General features: G+C 64.3%; 18 protein-coding genes. 2 read left to right on the top strand and 16 right to left on the bottom strand.

Annotated features, from left to right (window positions below; translation table 11 throughout):
• Positions 1 to 58: 58 nt before the first annotated feature.
• The 6 genes from HALO32_RS11000 to zapE form a co-directional block, all read right to left on the bottom strand.
• Positions 59 to 826 carry a cytochrome c1 gene (locus HALO32_RS11000; RefSeq protein WP_151443922.1) on the bottom strand — a complete coding sequence of 256 codons (768 nt, stop codon included), beginning with the start codon at positions 824 to 826 and terminating at the stop codon, positions 59 to 61.
• The gene (locus HALO32_RS10995) at positions 826 to 2,085 is read right to left on the bottom strand and encodes a cytochrome b (protein WP_151443921.1); all 1,260 of its coding nucleotides are present in this window, start codon (positions 2,083 to 2,085) and stop codon (positions 826 to 828) included. The genes HALO32_RS11000 and HALO32_RS10995 overlap by 1 nt, the downstream gene beginning before the upstream one ends.
• Positions 2,085 to 2,684: a ubiquinol-cytochrome c reductase iron-sulfur subunit gene (petA, locus tag HALO32_RS10990; RefSeq protein WP_151443920.1), complete on the bottom strand. Its 600-nt coding sequence runs from the start codon at positions 2,682 to 2,684 to the stop codon at positions 2,085 to 2,087. Before petA ends, HALO32_RS10995 begins: the two co-directional genes overlap by 1 nt.
• 218 nt (positions 2,685 to 2,902) lie before the next feature.
• Complete coding sequence (gene rpsI / locus HALO32_RS10985; RefSeq protein WP_151443919.1) at positions 2,903 to 3,292, bottom strand: 30S ribosomal protein S9; 390 nt, start codon at positions 3,290 to 3,292, stop codon at positions 2,903 to 2,905.
• A 13-nt stretch (positions 3,293 to 3,305) separates the two neighbouring features.
• Positions 3,306 to 3,734 (bottom strand): 50S ribosomal protein L13, encoded by a 429-nt coding sequence (gene rplM, locus HALO32_RS10980; RefSeq protein ID WP_151443918.1) that lies wholly within the window; start codon positions 3,732 to 3,734, stop codon positions 3,306 to 3,308.
• A 161-nt stretch (positions 3,735 to 3,895) separates the two neighbouring features.
• Positions 3,896 to 5,074 (bottom strand): cell division protein ZapE, encoded by a 1,179-nt coding sequence (gene zapE, locus HALO32_RS10975; RefSeq protein WP_407646852.1) that lies wholly within the window; start codon positions 5,072 to 5,074, stop codon positions 3,896 to 3,898.
• 208 nt (positions 5,075 to 5,282) lie between these two features.
• On the opposite strand from zapE, the gene HALO32_RS10970 reads away from it, so the two are divergent.
• Positions 5,283 to 5,726: a YhcB family protein gene (locus HALO32_RS10970; RefSeq protein ID WP_151443916.1), complete on the top strand. Its 444-nt coding sequence runs from the start codon at positions 5,283 to 5,285 to the stop codon at positions 5,724 to 5,726.
• Positions 5,727 to 5,786: 60 nt separating this feature from the next.
• On the opposite strand, the gene HALO32_RS10965 is transcribed toward HALO32_RS10970, so the two are convergent.
• A complete protein-coding gene (locus HALO32_RS10965; RefSeq protein ID WP_151443915.1) occupies positions 5,787 to 6,548 on the bottom strand; it encodes a Nif3-like dinuclear metal center hexameric protein in 762 nt (253 codons plus the stop codon).
• Between the two features lie 104 nt (positions 6,549 to 6,652).
• Here HALO32_RS10965 and HALO32_RS10960 point away from each other — a divergent pair, with 104 nt between their 5' ends.
• Positions 6,653 to 7,876: a Do family serine endopeptidase gene (locus HALO32_RS10960; protein ID WP_151443914.1), complete on the top strand. Its 1,224-nt coding sequence runs from the start codon at positions 6,653 to 6,655 to the stop codon at positions 7,874 to 7,876.
• A gap of 75 nt (positions 7,877 to 7,951) precedes the next feature.
• Here the strand turns inward: HALO32_RS10960 and hisD are convergent, their stop codons facing one another.
• The 9 genes from hisD to HALO32_RS10915 form a co-directional block, all read right to left on the bottom strand.
• Complete coding sequence (gene hisD, locus HALO32_RS10955; protein WP_151443913.1) at positions 7,952 to 9,274, bottom strand: histidinol dehydrogenase; 1,323 nt, start codon at positions 9,272 to 9,274, stop codon at positions 7,952 to 7,954.
• A gap of 83 nt (positions 9,275 to 9,357) precedes the next feature.
• Positions 9,358 to 10,020, bottom strand: a complete 663-nt coding sequence (gene hisG, locus HALO32_RS10950; RefSeq protein WP_151443912.1) for an ATP phosphoribosyltransferase — start codon at positions 10,018 to 10,020, stop codon at positions 9,358 to 9,360.
• A 19-nt stretch (positions 10,021 to 10,039) separates the two neighbouring features.
• Positions 10,040 to 11,302 (bottom strand): UDP-N-acetylglucosamine 1-carboxyvinyltransferase, encoded by a 1,263-nt coding sequence (gene murA / locus HALO32_RS10945; RefSeq protein WP_151443911.1) that lies wholly within the window; start codon positions 11,300 to 11,302, stop codon positions 10,040 to 10,042.
• Positions 11,303 to 11,315: 13 nt separating this feature from the next.
• Positions 11,316 to 11,570 carry a BolA family protein gene (locus tag HALO32_RS10940; RefSeq protein WP_233279917.1) on the bottom strand — a complete coding sequence of 85 codons (255 nt, stop codon included), beginning with the start codon at positions 11,568 to 11,570 and terminating at the stop codon, positions 11,316 to 11,318.
• A gap of 141 nt (positions 11,571 to 11,711) precedes the next feature.
• Positions 11,712 to 12,050, bottom strand: a complete 339-nt coding sequence (locus HALO32_RS10935) for an STAS domain-containing protein (RefSeq protein ID WP_151443909.1) — start codon at positions 12,048 to 12,050, stop codon at positions 11,712 to 11,714.
• A complete protein-coding gene (locus HALO32_RS10930) occupies positions 12,047 to 12,697 on the bottom strand; it encodes an MlaC/ttg2D family ABC transporter substrate-binding protein (protein ID WP_151443908.1) in 651 nt (216 codons plus the stop codon). The genes HALO32_RS10935 and HALO32_RS10930 overlap by 4 nt, the downstream gene beginning before the upstream one ends.
• Positions 12,698 to 12,702: 5 nt before the next feature.
• Positions 12,703 to 13,167: an outer membrane lipid asymmetry maintenance protein MlaD gene (gene mlaD / locus HALO32_RS10925; protein WP_151443907.1), complete on the bottom strand. Its 465-nt coding sequence runs from the start codon at positions 13,165 to 13,167 to the stop codon at positions 12,703 to 12,705.
• Between the two features lie 16 nt (positions 13,168 to 13,183).
• On the bottom strand, positions 13,184 to 13,966 hold the full coding sequence (gene mlaE, locus HALO32_RS10920; protein ID WP_151443906.1) for a lipid asymmetry maintenance ABC transporter permease subunit MlaE: 783 nt from the start codon (positions 13,964 to 13,966) through the stop codon (positions 13,184 to 13,186).
• A complete protein-coding gene (locus HALO32_RS10915; RefSeq protein WP_151443905.1) occupies positions 13,963 to 14,775 on the bottom strand; it encodes an ABC transporter ATP-binding protein in 813 nt (270 codons plus the stop codon). The genes mlaE and HALO32_RS10915 overlap by 4 nt, the downstream gene beginning before the upstream one ends.
• Positions 14,776 to 14,792 lie beyond the last annotated feature (17 nt).

Here is a 14,792-nt window from a genome sequence, read left to right as displayed (position 1 = left end):
CCACGAAAGGGCGCATGGCCGTCGACCATGCGCCCCGTCAACATCCGTCGATAACGGATCAGTGAACGTCGCGCCAGTACTCGCGCTTGAGCAGGTAAGCGATGACACCGAAGATGAAGATGAAGATCAGCACCTTCGGCCCCAGCGACTGAGCGTGCAGCTTGGACGGCTCACCCACGTAGGCGAGGAAATTGGTCAGGTCGTAGACCGCCTCCTCGAACTCGGCCGGCTCCATTTCGCCTGGCTGGGTGACCTGCAGCGTCTCGCAGGACTGGTACTTGCCGGTCAGCGGATCGAGCTCGGCCCCTTCGACCGGCTGGTCCGTCTCGGCGCACACCTTCTCCTGCACTCCCTGCAATGGCTCAAGCACGTTAGGCATGGCGGCTAGCGGGAAGACAGCATTGTTGACGCCGGTGCCGGTACTGGGATCCTTGTAGAACGTCAGCAGATAGGAGTAGATCCAGTCGGTGCCGCGCAGACGCGACTCGAGGGTCAGGTCGGGGGGTGTCACCCCGAACCAGGCCTCGCCATCACCCTCATTCATGGCGATGTGCATCTGGTCATTGAAGGCCAACTCGGGGGAAAAGATCAGGTTCTCTTCCACCAGATCCTGGGGCATATCCAGGTCTTCGGCGGCACGCGCAAACCGCTGGTGCTCCAGGGAGTGGCAACCCATGCAGTAATTGACATAAAGCTTCATGCCGTTCTGCAAGGACGCCTTGTCGTGGAGATCGGGCTCCATGGAGTACGGAACGCTCGCACCTCCCGCGGCCATTGCCGAGACGGGCACCAGCGCGAAGAGCAGCGCTAACAGTTGCTTTTTCATTAGCCAGTCACCCTTTCCGGAACGGGTTTGGTCTTCTCCAGCCGGGTATAGAACGGCATCAGCAGGAAGAAGGCGAAGTAGATGACGGTGCACACCTGGGACAGCAGGGTACGCCCCTCGGTGACCGGCAATACCCCGAGCACGCCCAGGATCACGAAGCTGAGTGCGAACAGCGCCAGCATTACCTTGGACATCCAGCCCTTGTAGCGCATGGAACGCACCGGGCTGCGGTCGAGCCAGGGCAGCACGAAGAGCACCGCGATGGCTGCGCCCATGAAGATCACACCGAGGAACTTGGCGTCGAGTCCGAACAGCGAGAAGGTGATCGCGCGCAGGATCGCGTAGAAGGGCGTGAAATACCAGACCGGGGCGATGTGATCAGGTGTCGTCAGCGGGTCAGCCGGCTGGAAGTTGGGTTTCTCGAGGAAATAGCCTCCACCCTCCGGGAAGTAGAAGATCACCACGCAGAAGACGAACAGGAATACCGCCACGCCGACGAGATCCTTCACCGTGTAGTAGGGATGGAAGGGAATACCGTCCAGTGGCTTGCCGGACTCGTCCTTCTTCTTCTTGATGTCGATCCCATCAGGGTTGTTGGATCCGACCTCGTGCAGCGCAATGATGTGCAGCACCACCAGCGCCAGGATAACGATCGGCAACGCCACCACGTGCAGAGCAAAGAAACGGTTGAGGGTGATGCCGGAAATCAGGAAGTCGCCGCGAATCCACTGGGTCAGGTCGGGACCGATCACCGGGATCGCCGAGAACAGCGAGATGATGACCTGCGCGCCCCAGTAGGACATCTGGCCCCAGGGCAGCAGATAGCCCATGAAGGCCTCGGCCATCAGCGCCAGATAGATGGTCATGCCGAAGATCCACACCAGCTCACGTGGTGCCTTGTAGGAGCCGTAGAGCAGTCCGCGGAACATGTGCAGATAGATGACGGCGAAGAAGGCCGTAGCGCCAGTGGAGTGCATGTAGCGGATCAGCCAGCCCCATTCCACATCGCGCATGATGTACTCGACCGAGGCGAAGGCGCCTTCGGCGGAGGGATTGTAGCTCATGGTCAGCCAGACCCCGGTGAGGATCTGGTTGACCAGCACCAGCAGCGCCAGGGAACCGAAGAAGTACCAGAAGTTGAAGTTCTTCGGCGCATAGTACTTCGCCATGTGGTCCTGCCACATCTGGGTGGCCGGGAAGCGGTCATCGACCCAGCGCATCAAGCCGCGCTCCGCCTTGACTTTGTTCGGGTTACCCATCAGGCAGTCTCCTCATCTTCGCCGACCGTGATCAGCGCATCGCTGTCGAAGCGGTAAGGTGGCACTTCGAGGTTGGTCGGCGCCGGCACATTGCTGAACACCCGACCGGCCAGATCAAAGCGCGAGCCGTGGCAAGGGCAGAAGAAGCCGCCCGGCCAGTCATCGGTTCCCACACCTTCGGCATCGGGCTCAGGTCGATAAAGTGGCGAACAGCCCAGGTGCGTGCAGATACCGATGAGCACCCCTATCTCCGGCTTGATCGAGCGCATCTCGCCAGAAACGTAATCCGGCTGCTGCGGTACCATGGAAGCGGGATCGGCGAGGCGGTCCTCGTCGAAGTTGCGGGTACGTTCGACCATCTCCGGCGTGCGGTTGATGATCCATACCGGCTTGCCGCGCCACTCGACGGTCATGCGCTGCCCGGGTTCGAGCTTCGAGATGTCGGCCTGGACGGGGGCACCCGCCGCCCTAGCCCTGGCACTCGGCTGCCAGGAAGCCACAAAGGGGACCGCAACCCCGACGGCACCCACCGCACCCACGACGGTGGTAGCACCTACGAGGAAACGGCGCCGACCCTTGTTTACGCCGTTATCTGCCATTTTTAGGTTTCTCCCATCAGCTTACCCGTTGTTCCATCACGGACAGTAACCCCCGCGACCACAGATACCAAATGCAGTGTATGGTAAAAAATCGTGTCGCCCCGCACAAGAAAAGGTTCCCTGAGCAAACGGGAAACCTGACGACAAATTCTTGATCCAGCAAAAAAAACGCCCAGGTCGCTGGACCCGGGCGTTTTCATGCGGCGATACGAGGCGTATCAGCGCTTGGAGAACTGCGGGCGACGGCGCGCCTTGCGCAGGCCGATCTTCTTGCGCTCCACCTGGCGGGCGTCGCGAGTGACGTATCCCGCTTCGCGCAACTGGCCACGGAAGTCCTCGTTGTAGTCCAGCAGGGCACGCGTGATGCCGTGACGAATGGCGCCGGCCTGAGCCGAACCGCCGCCGCCCTTGACGGTGACGTAGACATCGAACTGGCCGACGGTATCGGTCAGTTCGAGCGGCTGGCGAACCACCATGCGACCGGTGACGCGACCGAAGTACTGGTCCAGCTCACGGCTGTTGACGGTGATCTTGCCGGTGCCCGGCTTCATGAAGACGCGGGCGGTAGAGGTCTTGCGGCGCCCGGTACCGTAATACTGCTGTGTCATGGCGAAGATTCCCTCAGATGTTCAGTGCTTGCGGCTGCTGGGCAGCATGCGGATGCTCGGTGCCGGCGTAGACCTTGAGCTTCGAGTACATGGCACGACCCAAGGGACCCTTCGGCAACATGCCCTTGACGGCGGACTCGATGACACGCTCCGGTGCATGGGCGATCATCTTCTCGAAACTCATGGAGCGCAGGCCACCCGGGTAGCCGGTATGGCGATAGTAGGTCTTGGCGCTGGCCTTGTTGCCAGTGACCCGGACCTTCGCGGCATTGATCACGACGATGTAATCGCCGGTATCGACATGCGGGGTGTATTCCGGCTTGTGCTTGCCGCGTAGGCGACGAGCGATCTCGGTAGCCAGACGACCGAGCGTCTTGTCCTCAGCATCGACGACAAACCAGTCGCGCTGAACGGACTGCGGTTTGGCAGTGAACGTCTTCATGGGTGAATCACCAATTGATGTATTGGGTTCTGCCGCCGGGCATCCGGCATGGAACCGTCCCTATTTTTCTTGGTTGCCTCTACCCGCGGGCCGAGGCAACAGTCGAACGAGCGCGTATTCTACACGAGCTTGCCCTCTCAGGGAAAGAGCCAGTCTCGCGTTCAGGGCTTGTGGGGCAGCGCCAGATAGTCGTGGGACTGCATTTCCTGAAGGCGCGACAGGGTGCGCTCGAATTCGAACGCCAGTCGACCGTCATGATAGAGCTGTTCGGCCGAGACCTCGGCCGACATCAAAAGCTTGACGCCCCGGTCGTAGAATTCGTCCACCATGTTGATAAAGCGCCGGGCTTGATCATCTGTCGCTCCACTCATGCGGGTCACGTTTGACACCAGCACGCTGTGGAACTCCCGGGCCAGCTCGATGTAGTCGTTCTGGCTGCGGGGGCCATCGCAGAGCTCGCTGAACTCGAACCACACCACATCGTCATGCAGCCGACGGGCATGCAGTACACGACGGTTGATCTCGATCGGCGCCTCCGCCTCGCCCTCATGACCGGCGATCTCGCGAAAGCTGCGGGCCAGTTCTGATTCGGCCGCATCGTCCAGCGGGGCATGGAAGATCTCGGCACGCTCCAGGGCGCGCAAGCGGTAGTCGACCCCCGAATCCACGTTGACCACCTCGCAGTGACGCTCGAGCAGGTCAATGGCCGGCAGGAAGCGGGTCCGCTGAAGACCATCCTTGTAGAGCTCTCCGGGGACGATATTCGAGGTTGCCACCAGCACCACGCCTTGCGCGAAGAGTGACTCGAGCAGGTTGGCCAGGATCATGGCATCGGTGATGTCCTTGACGAAGAATTCGTCGAAGCAGATGACCCGGGCCTCGGCAGCGAACTTGGCGGCGATCAGCGTCAATGGGTTGCGCTCGCCCTTGTAATGTTCGAGCTCGTTGTGCACCCGCTGCATGAAGCGGTGAAAATGGGTGCGCATCTTCTCAGGAAACGGCAACGTCTCGAAGAAGGCATCCATGAGGTAGGTCTTGCCGCGACCCACCCCGCCCCAAAGGTAGAGACCGTGGATCGCAGGAAGCACCGGTTCGGGCTCCTCGCGATCGCGTCGGCTGAACAGCCCGGCCATCCGCGACTTGAGCCCACCGCCAGGCTTCGGCGGCACCACCCGAGAAGGCGGCGTGGCCACCAGCTCATCGTAGAGTCGCTGCAAGTGCTTCACGGCCTCTTGCTGGGCCGCATCCGGCTGGAAGCCGTTGCGCTCGATATCCGCCCGATAGCGGCTCATCGGCGTCTCGAGGTGCCGCGCGTCGCTTGAAGCCATCGGATATTGCATCTCGCTCATGGGGATTCCTGAGGCCTGTACTCGGGACAATCGCGAAGAGGCATTATACGCATACCGCCCTCACTTGGCATCGCCGGCCGCCGCGTTGACCCGGCACACCGCGTCGCCCCTATAATGGTCTCACGGATCTCCTCCGGCCAGATTCAGCCCACGCGGCTCGCGCGGCCAGTCGCTCAACGCTCCAGGGAGAAAGCACAACGTGGACGAGACCAACATCAACTGGGTGCTGGCCATCGCTTGCCTGCTGGCCGGCATCGGCATCGGAGCACTGGGCTATCACCTGCTCATTGTCGTGGCGGGTAACGCCCAGCAGCTCCGACAGCGGCTCGCCGAGCGTGAGCGGGAGCTGGCGAATATCAAGGACGGCATGGGCGACAGCCTCGAGCGCATCGCTCAACTGGCCGAAAGCCTGCATCGTGAGAGCCGGAGCCTCGAACAGGAGGCCGAGGAGGCCAGCAATCGGCTCGGTGCCCGCTCGCTGAGGCGCCAGGCCATGGACGCCATCGCTCCCGAGCCTGCCGCGGCCACCGCGGAGCCCGGCGTGCCCCGGGATTACGCCGATGGCGATCGTGGCACCCTTTCCGAAGACTTCGGCCTCAGGCAAGGCGACGATGCCACTGCCCCTCAGCCACCGCGCCTCTGACGGCGTCACTGCTCCCTGATACACGCACCCGGCACAACGCTTCCGGGAGGGAGGTCCTTCTCAGGCAGGGTTGTCGATATCGACAAAGCGATGCTCGATGCCGAACTCGGCCGCAAGCCTTTCGCCCAGGGCCTGGACCCCATATCGCTCCGTCGCATGGTGACCCGCCGCCAGATAGTGAATCCCCATCTCGCGGGCCAGATGGGTCGTGCGCTCGGAGATCTCCCCGGAGATGAAGGCATCGGCCCCGGCCTCCCAGGCGCCGACAATCATGTCCTGGGCCCCGCCGGTGCACCAGGCGACACGGTGGATCGCGTTTCCGCTCGGCGCCTCGATCAGCAACGGCTCGCGCCCCAGGCACGCCGCCACGTCCCGTACCAGGCCCGCGACGTCGAGGCCCTGGCGGGGCTCGCCCAGCCATACCAGCCCCTCGCCGAGTTCGCCATCGGCACAGCCGGTGACGGTGAAGCCCAGCCGACGGCCCAGTTCGGCGTTGTTGCCGAGCTCGGGGTGGGCATCCAGCGGCAAGTGATAGGCCAGCAGATTGATATCATGGGCCAGCAGAGTCGCCAGGCGCCGGCGCTTGATGCCGGTGACGGTGACCGGTTCGTTCTTCCAGAAGTAGCCGTGATGCACCAGCACCAGGTCGGCTTGCCAGGCCACCGCTTCGTCGAGCAGGGCCTGGCAGGCGGTCACCCCGCTCATGACCCGCGCGACACGCTCGCTGCCGGCCACCTGCAGGCCATTCACGGTGTAGTCCTTGAAGCGTTCGGGCTCCAGCAGTCGGTCGCAGGCGGCGACCAGGTCGTCGCGATTCGTCATGCAGTCTCCGGGCGCGGTCGGATGGGTAATGTTACAATCCACACAGTGTAACCAGCGGGAGGACAGCCCGCGACCCAGCACCGTCGACTAAGGATCCCCGCTGCATGCGACGCACCCTGCTCCCCTATCTCTGGCCTGTGCTCATCGGCGTGCTGGCGGCCATCGTGCTGCTCAATGCCTTCCCGCAGTTGATCGGCACATCGGCCCCGCCACCGCCTTCAGCCCCTTCTTCTACCCCGGCACTGGTGCAGTCCGACAACGAGAACCAGTCCCGCGAGGCGCCAGAGGTACGTCAGGCAGAGCCCATCACGCGCCAGCAAGGGCCTGCGAGCTATGCGCAGGCAGTGGAGCGCGCCGCTCCGGCCGTCGTCAACATCTACTCCAGCCGGGTGGTCGAGCGAGAGGAGCACCCGCTGATGTCGGACCCCTTCTTCCGCCAGTTCTTCGGTGACGACTTGCCCAGCCACCAGCGCATGCTCTCCAGCCTCGGTTCCGGGGTCATCGTCAGCGACGATGGCTATGTGCTGACCAACCACCACGTGATCCGTGGTGCCGACCAGATTCAGGTCGCCCTGCGCGATGGTCGAGAGACCCTGGCCGAGGTGATCGGCACCGACCCCGAGAGTGACCTTGCCGTGCTGCGCATCGACCTCGAGTCGCTGCCGGTCATCGAGCTGACCGACACCACCCGGGTCGCGGTGGGCGACGTCTCGCTGGCCATCGGCAACCCCTTCGGTGTGGGTCAGACGGTGACCATGGGCATCATCAGCGCCACCGGGCGCAGCCACCTGGGCCTCAATGCCTACGAGGACTTCATCCAGACCGATGCCGCCATCAATCCCGGCAATTCCGGGGGGGCGCTGGTCAACGCCGAGGGCGCCCTGGTCGGCATCAATACCGCCATCTTCTCCCGCTCCGGTGGCTCTCAGGGCATCGGCTTCGCGATCCCCGCCAACCTGGCCCGCAACATCCTGGATGAGTTGGTCACCCGGGGGCGCGTCATTCGCGGCTGGATGGGCATCGAGGCCCAGGAGCTCAACCAGGAGCTGGCCGCTTCCTTCGGGCTGCAGACGCCGGCCGGAGTGATCATCGCCGGCGTGGTGCCGGGGGGGCCCGCTGACCAGGCTGGCCTGCAGCCTGGCGATGTGCTGCTGGAGGTCGACGGCAAGCCGGTGCTCGACCCCCGACGCACCATGAGCGAAATCGCCGCCAAGGAGCCCGGCACTCGCCTGCCGCTGACGGTGGTCCGTGGGGGCGAGCGCCGGGATGTGACCATCGAACTCGGCGAGCGCCCGACCCCGAAACCGCGTCGTCCCAACCGGGAGTGACGCCACCACCGGCGCGGGGGCTCCGCCATTCGAAGGAGCCCTCTGCTGTCATGCACCGCCCCATTCCCCTGAACGCTAGGGCTTGAGACGATATTCGGCCGAGCGGGCATGAGCGGTGAGAGACTCACCCCTGGCCAGGGTGGAGGCGATCTTGCCGAGATCCCCGGCGCCCTCCGCCGAGCAGTGGATGATCGAGGAGCGCTTCTGGAAGTCGTAGACCCCCAGCGGTGAGGAGAAGCGCGCCGTTCCCGAGGTGGGCAGCACGTGGTTGGGGCCGGCGCAGTAATCGCCCAGCGCCTCGGCGGTATAGCGTCCCATGAAGATGGCCCCGGCATGGCGCACCTCGGGCAGCCAGCCCTCGGGATTGGCCACCGAAAGTTCCAGATGCTCGGGAGCGATACGGTTGATCAGCGTCATCGCCTCATCACGATCCTGGCAATGAATCAGCGCACCGCGGCGGGCCAGCGACTCGCGCACGATAGGCGCACGCTCCAGGGTCGGCAGCAGCCGCGCAATCGACGCTTCCACCGCCTGCAGGTGTTCCAGGTCCCAGCTCACCAGCAGCGCCTGGGCATCTTCGTCGTGTTCGGCCTGGGAGAAGAGATCCATGGCCAGCCAGTCAGGGTCTGTCCCGCCGTCCGAGACCACCAGAATCTCCGAGGGACCGGCGATCATGTCGATCCCCACCTGGCCGAACACCGCCCGCTTGGCGGTGGCCACGTAGATGTTTCCTGGACCGACGACCTTGTCCACCCGCGGCACGGTCTCGGTGCCGAAGGCCAGGGCCGCCACCGCCTGGGCACCACCGAGGGTGAAGACGTGGTCGACGCCGGCGAGATAGGCGGCGGCCAGTACCAGCTCATTGAGAATGCCATCGGGCGTCGGCACCACCATGACAATCTCGCGGACTCCCGCCACATGGGCGGGAATGGCATTCATCAGCACCGAGGAGGGATAGGCCGCCTTGCCGCCTGGCACATAGATGCCTGCGCGATCCAGCGGCGTGACCTGCTGGCCCAGCACGGTGCCGTCGGCCTCGGTGTAGTGCCAGGAGGCCGGCTTCTGGCGCTCGTGATAGGCGCGGATGCGCTCGGCGGCGCTCGCCAGGGCCTCGCGCTGCTCCGCCGGCAGTCCCTCGAAGGCCTGGCGCAGCCGCCCCTCGCTCAGGGTCAGCTCTGCCATGGAGGTAACGGCGAGTCGGTCGAAGCGGTTCGAGTACTCGACCAGTGCGGCATCGCCCCGGGCCTTGACGGCGGCAAGGATCTCGTCGACGCGCTGCTGGACCGCGGCATCGGAGACCCCCTCCCAGGCCAGCAGGTCGGCCAGGCGGTGATCGAAGTCGGCCTGCGAGGTCGAGAGCCGCGCGATATCGACGCCGTCGGTGGGGGATGGGCTCATGGCAGTGGCTTCCTCTCGAAACGGGGGTTCGTTGACTAGGGCAAGCGTGCCGCGGCGCCGGGCCGCGGGCAAGGCAGGCCTGGCTATGGCGCCGACTCGGCGAGGCTATCGCGACGCGTTGTCACCGCCTCGCGCAGGCGCGCAATGAGCGGCTTCAGACGGTCATGCTTCATGGTCATGGCCGCCTTGTTGACCACCAGCCGGGTGCTGATCGGGGCGATCAGCTCGCGCGGCTCCATGCCGTTGGCCCGCAGGGTGTTGCCGGTATCGACGATGTCGACGATCTCGTCGGCAAGGTTCATCAGCGGGGCCAGCTCCATGGCACCGTAGAGCTTGATCACCTCGGCCTGGATACCCTGCTCGGCATAGTAGCGGCGCGCCACGTTGACGAACTTGGTGGCCACCCGTCGGCGCGCCCGGGCCGGCTCGGCCCCGGTAACACCGGCGGTCATCAGCCGGCAGCGGGCGATCTCCAGGTCGAGGGGCTCGTAAAGGCCCTCGAGGCCGTGCTCGAGCAGCACGTCCTTGCCGGCCACGCCGAGATCCGCTGCCCCGAGCTGCACATAGGTCGGCACGTCCGTGGCCCGGATCACCACCAGCTTGACATCCGACAAGTTGGTATCGAACAGCAGCTTGCGGCTCTTGCCCAGATCCTCGACCGGCTCGATACCGGCATCGGCCAGCAGCGGCAGGGTCTCGTCGAGAATGCGGCCCTTGGAGAGGGCCAGAATCAGTTGCTTGCTCATGGTCTCGCCTGTTGTGGGCTCAGCCGGGAATGCGACGGATGCGCGCGCCCAGCAGCTGCAGTTTTTCCTCGATGCATTCGTAGCCGCGGTCGATATGGTAGATACGATCGACCAGCGTCTCGCCCTCGGCCATCATTGCCGCGATCACCAGAGAAGCGGAGGCACGCAGATCGGTGGCCATCACCGGTGCGCCGGAGAGAGTCTCGACCCCGGTGATCACCGCGGTGTTGCCTTCCAGGGCGATGTCGGCGCCCATGCGGTTTAGCTCCTGCACGTGCATGAAGCGATTCTCGAAGATGGTCTCCACCACCCTGGCGGTGCCCTCGGCCACGGCGTTCATCGCCACGAACTGCGCCTGCATGTCGGTGGGGAAGGCCGGATAGGGTGCGGTGCGCACGTTAACCGCTATCGGCCGCCTGCCCTGCATGTCGAGCTCGATCCAGCCTTCGCCGGTGGTGATGGTGGCCCCCGCTTCCTCGAGCTTGGCGAGCACCGCATCGAGGATGTCGGAACGCGTGTTGCGCACCCGCACCCGCCCTCGGGAAAGCGCCGCCGCCACCAGGAAGGTACCGGTCTCGATGCGGTCGGGCATGACATCATGGTAGGCACCGTGCAGACGTTCGACCCCCTCGACGATGATGGTGTCGCTGCCCTGCCCACGAATCCTGGCCCCCATCTTGATCAGGCACTCGGCCAGGTCGACCACCTCGGGCTCCCGGGCAGCATTCTCCAGCACCGTGGTGCCGTCCGCCAGAGTCGCCGCCATGAGCAGGTTCTCGGTACCGGTCACGGTGACGGTATCGAAGAAGATAGTGGCGCCGTGCAGGCGGCCATCGACCCTGGCGCGGATATAGCCGGCATCGACGCTGATCTCGGCCCCCATGGCCTCGAGGCCGCGGAGGTGCAGGTCCACCGGGCGCGAGCCGATGGCACAGCCGCCGGGCAGCGAGACATCCGCATGGCCAAAGTGGGCCAGCAGCGGACCGAGCACCAGGATGGAGGCGCGCATCTTCTTGACCAGCTCGTAGGGCGCATGGCAGTGGGAGACCTGGGAGCCATCGAGCTGGATGCACATCCTGTCGCCCATCACGGCCTCTACGCCCATGTGGCCGAGCAGCTCCAGGGTAGTGGTGATGTCCTGCAGGTGCGGCAGGTTGCCGATGGTCACCGGCTCGTCAGCCAGCAGGGTCGCACAGAGGATCGGCAGGGCGGCGTTCTTGGCACCACTGGCCCAGACCTCGCCGTCGACAGGGCCATTACCGGTAATGATCAGCTTGTCCATGGAAGGTCGACCGTCAGGCCCCCTGGTTGTCAGTGGCGGCCTGCCACTGCTGAGGGGTATAAGTCTTGATGCTCACCGCATGCAGGGCGCCGGAGGCAATTTCTTCAGACAGCGCACCGTAGATCATCTGCTGGCGCTTGACCGGCGAGAGTCCGTCGAAGACCTCGCTCACGGCCACCACCTGGAAGTTGCATCCTTCACCCTGGATATGGAACTCGCAGCCGTCGAGGCGGCTCTCGAGCAGCGCCTTCACTTCGCTGGGTTGCATGGCACCGGCCCTCCTGTGATTGGTCGATTCGTCGCGTAAACGCTGCCGACGGCCATGCAATGACCGTCGGCAACGAAGGATGTCATGGCACGCCATGGTAAAGAAAAGCACCGCGCTTGGCGATGGGAAGGAAGGAGCGGCTCAGGCGGCGTCGGCCCCATCGAGGGGTAGCAGGGTCTCGAGTCCCGCCAACCGCGTCAGACGCTCGAGAGGCGCCGAGAGACTGACAGACGCCACCTCGACACCGGCATCGCGGGCCTGGCGGGTCCATTCCAGCAGCACGCTAAGCGCCGCACTGCTGACGCGCTCGACGCCGCTCAGATCGAAGACCACCTCGCTGCCGTCCGGTCGGTCGGCCAGCCAGACACGGCCAGCCTCGGACATTGCCGACGCAGCCTCGAAACCGACTTCGCCGGTCACCACGAGTCGGCAGCCATCGGCCTGCAGGCAGGAACCATGCTGGTCCAGCAGCACGCTCATGCGTTGCCGCCCTCCTCCAGCTCCTCCACGGCAAGCTCGGGCGCCCAACCTTCGATGACGGCATCATAGTCGCGATTATGATCGCGCATCGCCTGGTCGAACTGGTTGCGGAAGGTCAGCCCCAGGTTGATGCCGTTGACGATCACGTTGACCACCTTCCACTGGCCGTCGGACAGGCGCAGCGAATAGCTGACGGGATAGACGGAGCCATCGTTGGCCACCACTTCCATGGCCACGCTGGCCTGATCCTCGTAACGGGAGGCCTGCTGGTTATCGAGAACCCGAATCTCGCGGTAGTCGAACGTTACCAGGCCCTTGGTATAGGTATCGATCAAGGTCTTGCGGAAGGTCTCGACAAAGCGCGACCGCTGCGACGGAGTGGCATTGCTGAAATAGCGCCCCATCACGCTGGCGGCGATGTAGCGAAAGTCGGCCACCTCCTCGAGGCTGTCGTCGACGATGGTCTCGAGCTCGTCGAGGTTATCGGCGAAGTACTCCTCTCGCCCCTCGATCCGCGTCATCAGCTCATCGATGCTGGCACGGATCATCTGCTCGGGGCTCTGATCGGGCTGGGCGGTCGCCGGCAACGCCATCAGCATCAGGCAGATCCCTGCGAGCAGCGCGTGGAAGTTCAACATCTTCTTCATCTCGTTCACTCCTTGGCCATACTGGTCACGAACTGCTGGATCAACTCTTCCAGCACCAGGGCAGACTGGGTATCACGCACGCTATCGCCATCGGCGAGGGTTTCGGGCGCCCCTCCCATAGAGAGGCCCACGTATTGTTCACCGAGCAGGCCAGCGGTCAGGATGGCGGCGGTACTGTCCTCGGGTAGAACGCCTTCCAGTTCGGCATCGAGCTCCATCACCACCCGCGCATCATACCACTCGGTATCCAGCTCGATGGCCTCGACCCGCCCTACGGTGACACCGGCCATGGTGACCCGCGCACGAGGCTTGAGTCCGCCTATGCTGGCGAAGTTGGCTTCCAGTCGAAAGGTCTCGCTGGGCAGGGCAAGGCTCATGCCGCTGACCCTCAACCCCAGGAAAACCAGACCCAGGATACCGGCCAGCATGAACAGGCCGACCCCGAGCTCCATCGTCTTGCTGCGTTTCATCCGTATACTCCGAACATCAGGAAAGCCCTCCGAACATCAAGGCGGTAAGCACGAAATCCAGGCCCAGCACCGCGAGAGATGAATAGACCACCGTACGAGTGGTGGCACGCGAGATACCTTCCGAGGTGGGAATCAGGTCGTAACCCTGGAACACCGCGATCCAGGTCACCACCAGGGCGAACACCAGGCTCTTGATCAGGCCGTTGCCCACATCATCGATGAACGCGACACTGGCCTGCATGTTGCCCCAGTAGGAGCCCTCGAAGACGCCTAGCCACTCGACGCCGACCAGTTGCCCGCCCCATACGCCCACCACGCTGAAACCGATGGTCAGCAGCGGCAGCGCCACGAAGCCGGCCCAGAGTCGCGGCGCGACCACACGACGCAGCGGATCGACCCCGATCATCTCCATGCTGGTCAGCTGCTCGGTAGCCTTCATGAGACCGATCTCGGCGGTCAAGGCAGAGCCGGCACGGCCGGCGAACAGCAGCGCCGACACCACCGGCCCCAGCTCGCGCAAAAGGGAGAGCGCCACCATCTGCCCCAAGGCCTGCTCCGCCCCGAAATCGACCAGGATGGTGTAACCCTGCAGGGCGATCACCATGCCGATGAACAGCCCCGAGACCAGCACGATGGCCAGCGACATCACGCCCACGAAGTGCATCTGTCGCACCCAGAGGTAGAGCCCTTCTCGGGACGGCACCCCCACCGCCGACTGGCCGAGGAAGATGCCTGCCCGGCCCAGCGCCTCCAGCAGCTCGCAGCCACGCCGACCCAGATGCCGGATCCGCTCGATCATCGCGGCCCCCCGATGCCCAGAATGTCGGCATGGAAGTCCATCGCCGGATAGTGGAAAGGCACCGGCCCGTCGGGCTCGCCATGCATGAACTGGCTGACTCGGGGATCGAGATCCGCGTCGAGGCTTGCCGGGGTGCCGTGGGCCATCACCTGGCCATCGGCGATCACATAGACATAGTCGGCGATGGAGAGCGTCTCCTTGATGTCGTGGGAGACCACCACGGCCGTCAGCCCCAGCGCCTCGTTGAGACGCTTGATCAGTTGCACCAGCACACCCATGGAGATGGGGTCCTGGCCGGCGAAGGGCTCGTCGTAGAGGATCAATTCCGGATCCAGGGCGATGGCGCGCGCCAGTGCCACCCGGCGCGCCATGCCGCCGGAGAGCTCCGAGGGCATCAGCTCCCGGGCCCCGCGCAAGCCAACGGCCTGCAGCTTCATCAGCACCACGTCACGGATCATCGCCTCGGGAAGATCGGTATGCACGCGCAGCGGGAAGGCCACGTTCTCGAAGACATCGAGGTCGGAAAACAGCGCTCCGCTCTGGAACAGCATTCCCATGCGCCGGCGAAGCACGAACAGCGCCTTGCGCGACAGCGCATGGACATCCTGGCCAGCGATACTCACCCGCCCCGAATCCGGGACCAACTGCCCTCCGATCATCTTGAGCAGAGTGGTCTTTCCGGTACCGCTGGGGCCCATGATGGCAGTGATCCGGCCGCGCGGGATCACCAGATCAACGCCGCGGAAAATCTCCATCTCGCCGCGCGAGAAATACAGGCTCTCCACTTCCACGAAGGGGGAGTCCGTCATCGCTTTTCCTTTCTCGA

The sequence above is a fragment of the Halomonas lysinitropha genome (genome assembly GCF_902500215.1).
GTDB lineage: Bacteria > Pseudomonadota > Gammaproteobacteria > Pseudomonadales > Halomonadaceae > Halomonas > Halomonas lysinitropha.
The sequence above is the reverse complement of the archived record's forward strand: the minus strand, read 5'-3'. Positions and strand labels throughout refer to the sequence as shown.

Excerpts from the sequence above, each read along its gene's own strand:
- hisD (WP_151443913.1), bottom strand. The coding sequence starts at position 9,274 with ATGAGCCCATCCCCCACCGACGGCGTCGATATCGCGCGGCTCTCGACC.
- rpsI (WP_151443919.1), bottom strand. The coding sequence starts at position 3,292 with ATGACACAGCAGTATTACGGTACCGGGCGCCGCAAGACCTCTACCGCC.
- HALO32_RS10995 (WP_151443921.1), bottom strand. The coding sequence starts at position 2,085 with ATGGGTAACCCGAACAAAGTCAAGGCGGAGCGCGGCTTGATGCGCTGG.
- mlaE (WP_151443906.1), bottom strand. The coding sequence starts at position 13,966 with ATGATCGAGCGGATCCGGCATCTGGGTCGGCGTGGCTGCGAGCTGCTG.
- HALO32_RS10935 (WP_151443909.1), bottom strand. The coding sequence starts at position 12,050 with ATGAGCGTGCTGCTGGACCAGCATGGTTCCTGCCTGCAGGCCGATGGC.
- hisG (WP_151443912.1), bottom strand. The coding sequence starts at position 10,020 with ATGAGCAAGCAACTGATTCTGGCCCTCTCCAAGGGCCGCATTCTCGAC.
- rplM (WP_151443918.1), bottom strand. The coding sequence starts at position 3,734 with ATGAAGACGTTCACTGCCAAACCGCAGTCCGTTCAGCGCGACTGGTTT.
- mlaD (WP_151443907.1), bottom strand. The coding sequence starts at position 13,167 with ATGAAACGCAGCAAGACGATGGAGCTCGGGGTCGGCCTGTTCATGCTG.
- HALO32_RS10940 (WP_233279917.1), bottom strand. The coding sequence starts at position 11,570 with ATGCAACCCAGCGAAGTGAAGGCGCTGCTCGAGAGCCGCCTCGACGGC.
- murA (WP_151443911.1), bottom strand. The coding sequence starts at position 11,302 with ATGGACAAGCTGATCATTACCGGTAATGGCCCTGTCGACGGCGAGGTC.
- HALO32_RS10930 (WP_151443908.1), bottom strand. The coding sequence starts at position 12,697 with ATGAAGAAGATGTTGAACTTCCACGCGCTGCTCGCAGGGATCTGCCTG.
- petA (WP_151443920.1), bottom strand. The coding sequence starts at position 2,684 with ATGGCAGATAACGGCGTAAACAAGGGTCGGCGCCGTTTCCTCGTAGGT.
- HALO32_RS10915 (WP_151443905.1), bottom strand. The coding sequence starts at position 14,775 with ATGACGGACTCCCCCTTCGTGGAAGTGGAGAGCCTGTATTTCTCGCGC.
- HALO32_RS10960 (WP_151443914.1), top strand. The coding sequence starts at position 6,653 with ATGCGACGCACCCTGCTCCCCTATCTCTGGCCTGTGCTCATCGGCGTG.
- zapE (WP_407646852.1), bottom strand. The coding sequence starts at position 5,074 with ATGCAATATCCGATGGCTTCAAGCGACGCGCGGCACCTCGAGACGCCG.
- HALO32_RS10965 (WP_151443915.1), bottom strand. The coding sequence starts at position 6,548 with ATGACGAATCGCGACGACCTGGTCGCCGCCTGCGACCGACTGCTGGAG.
- HALO32_RS11000 (WP_151443922.1), bottom strand. The coding sequence starts at position 826 with ATGAAAAAGCAACTGTTAGCGCTGCTCTTCGCGCTGGTGCCCGTCTCG.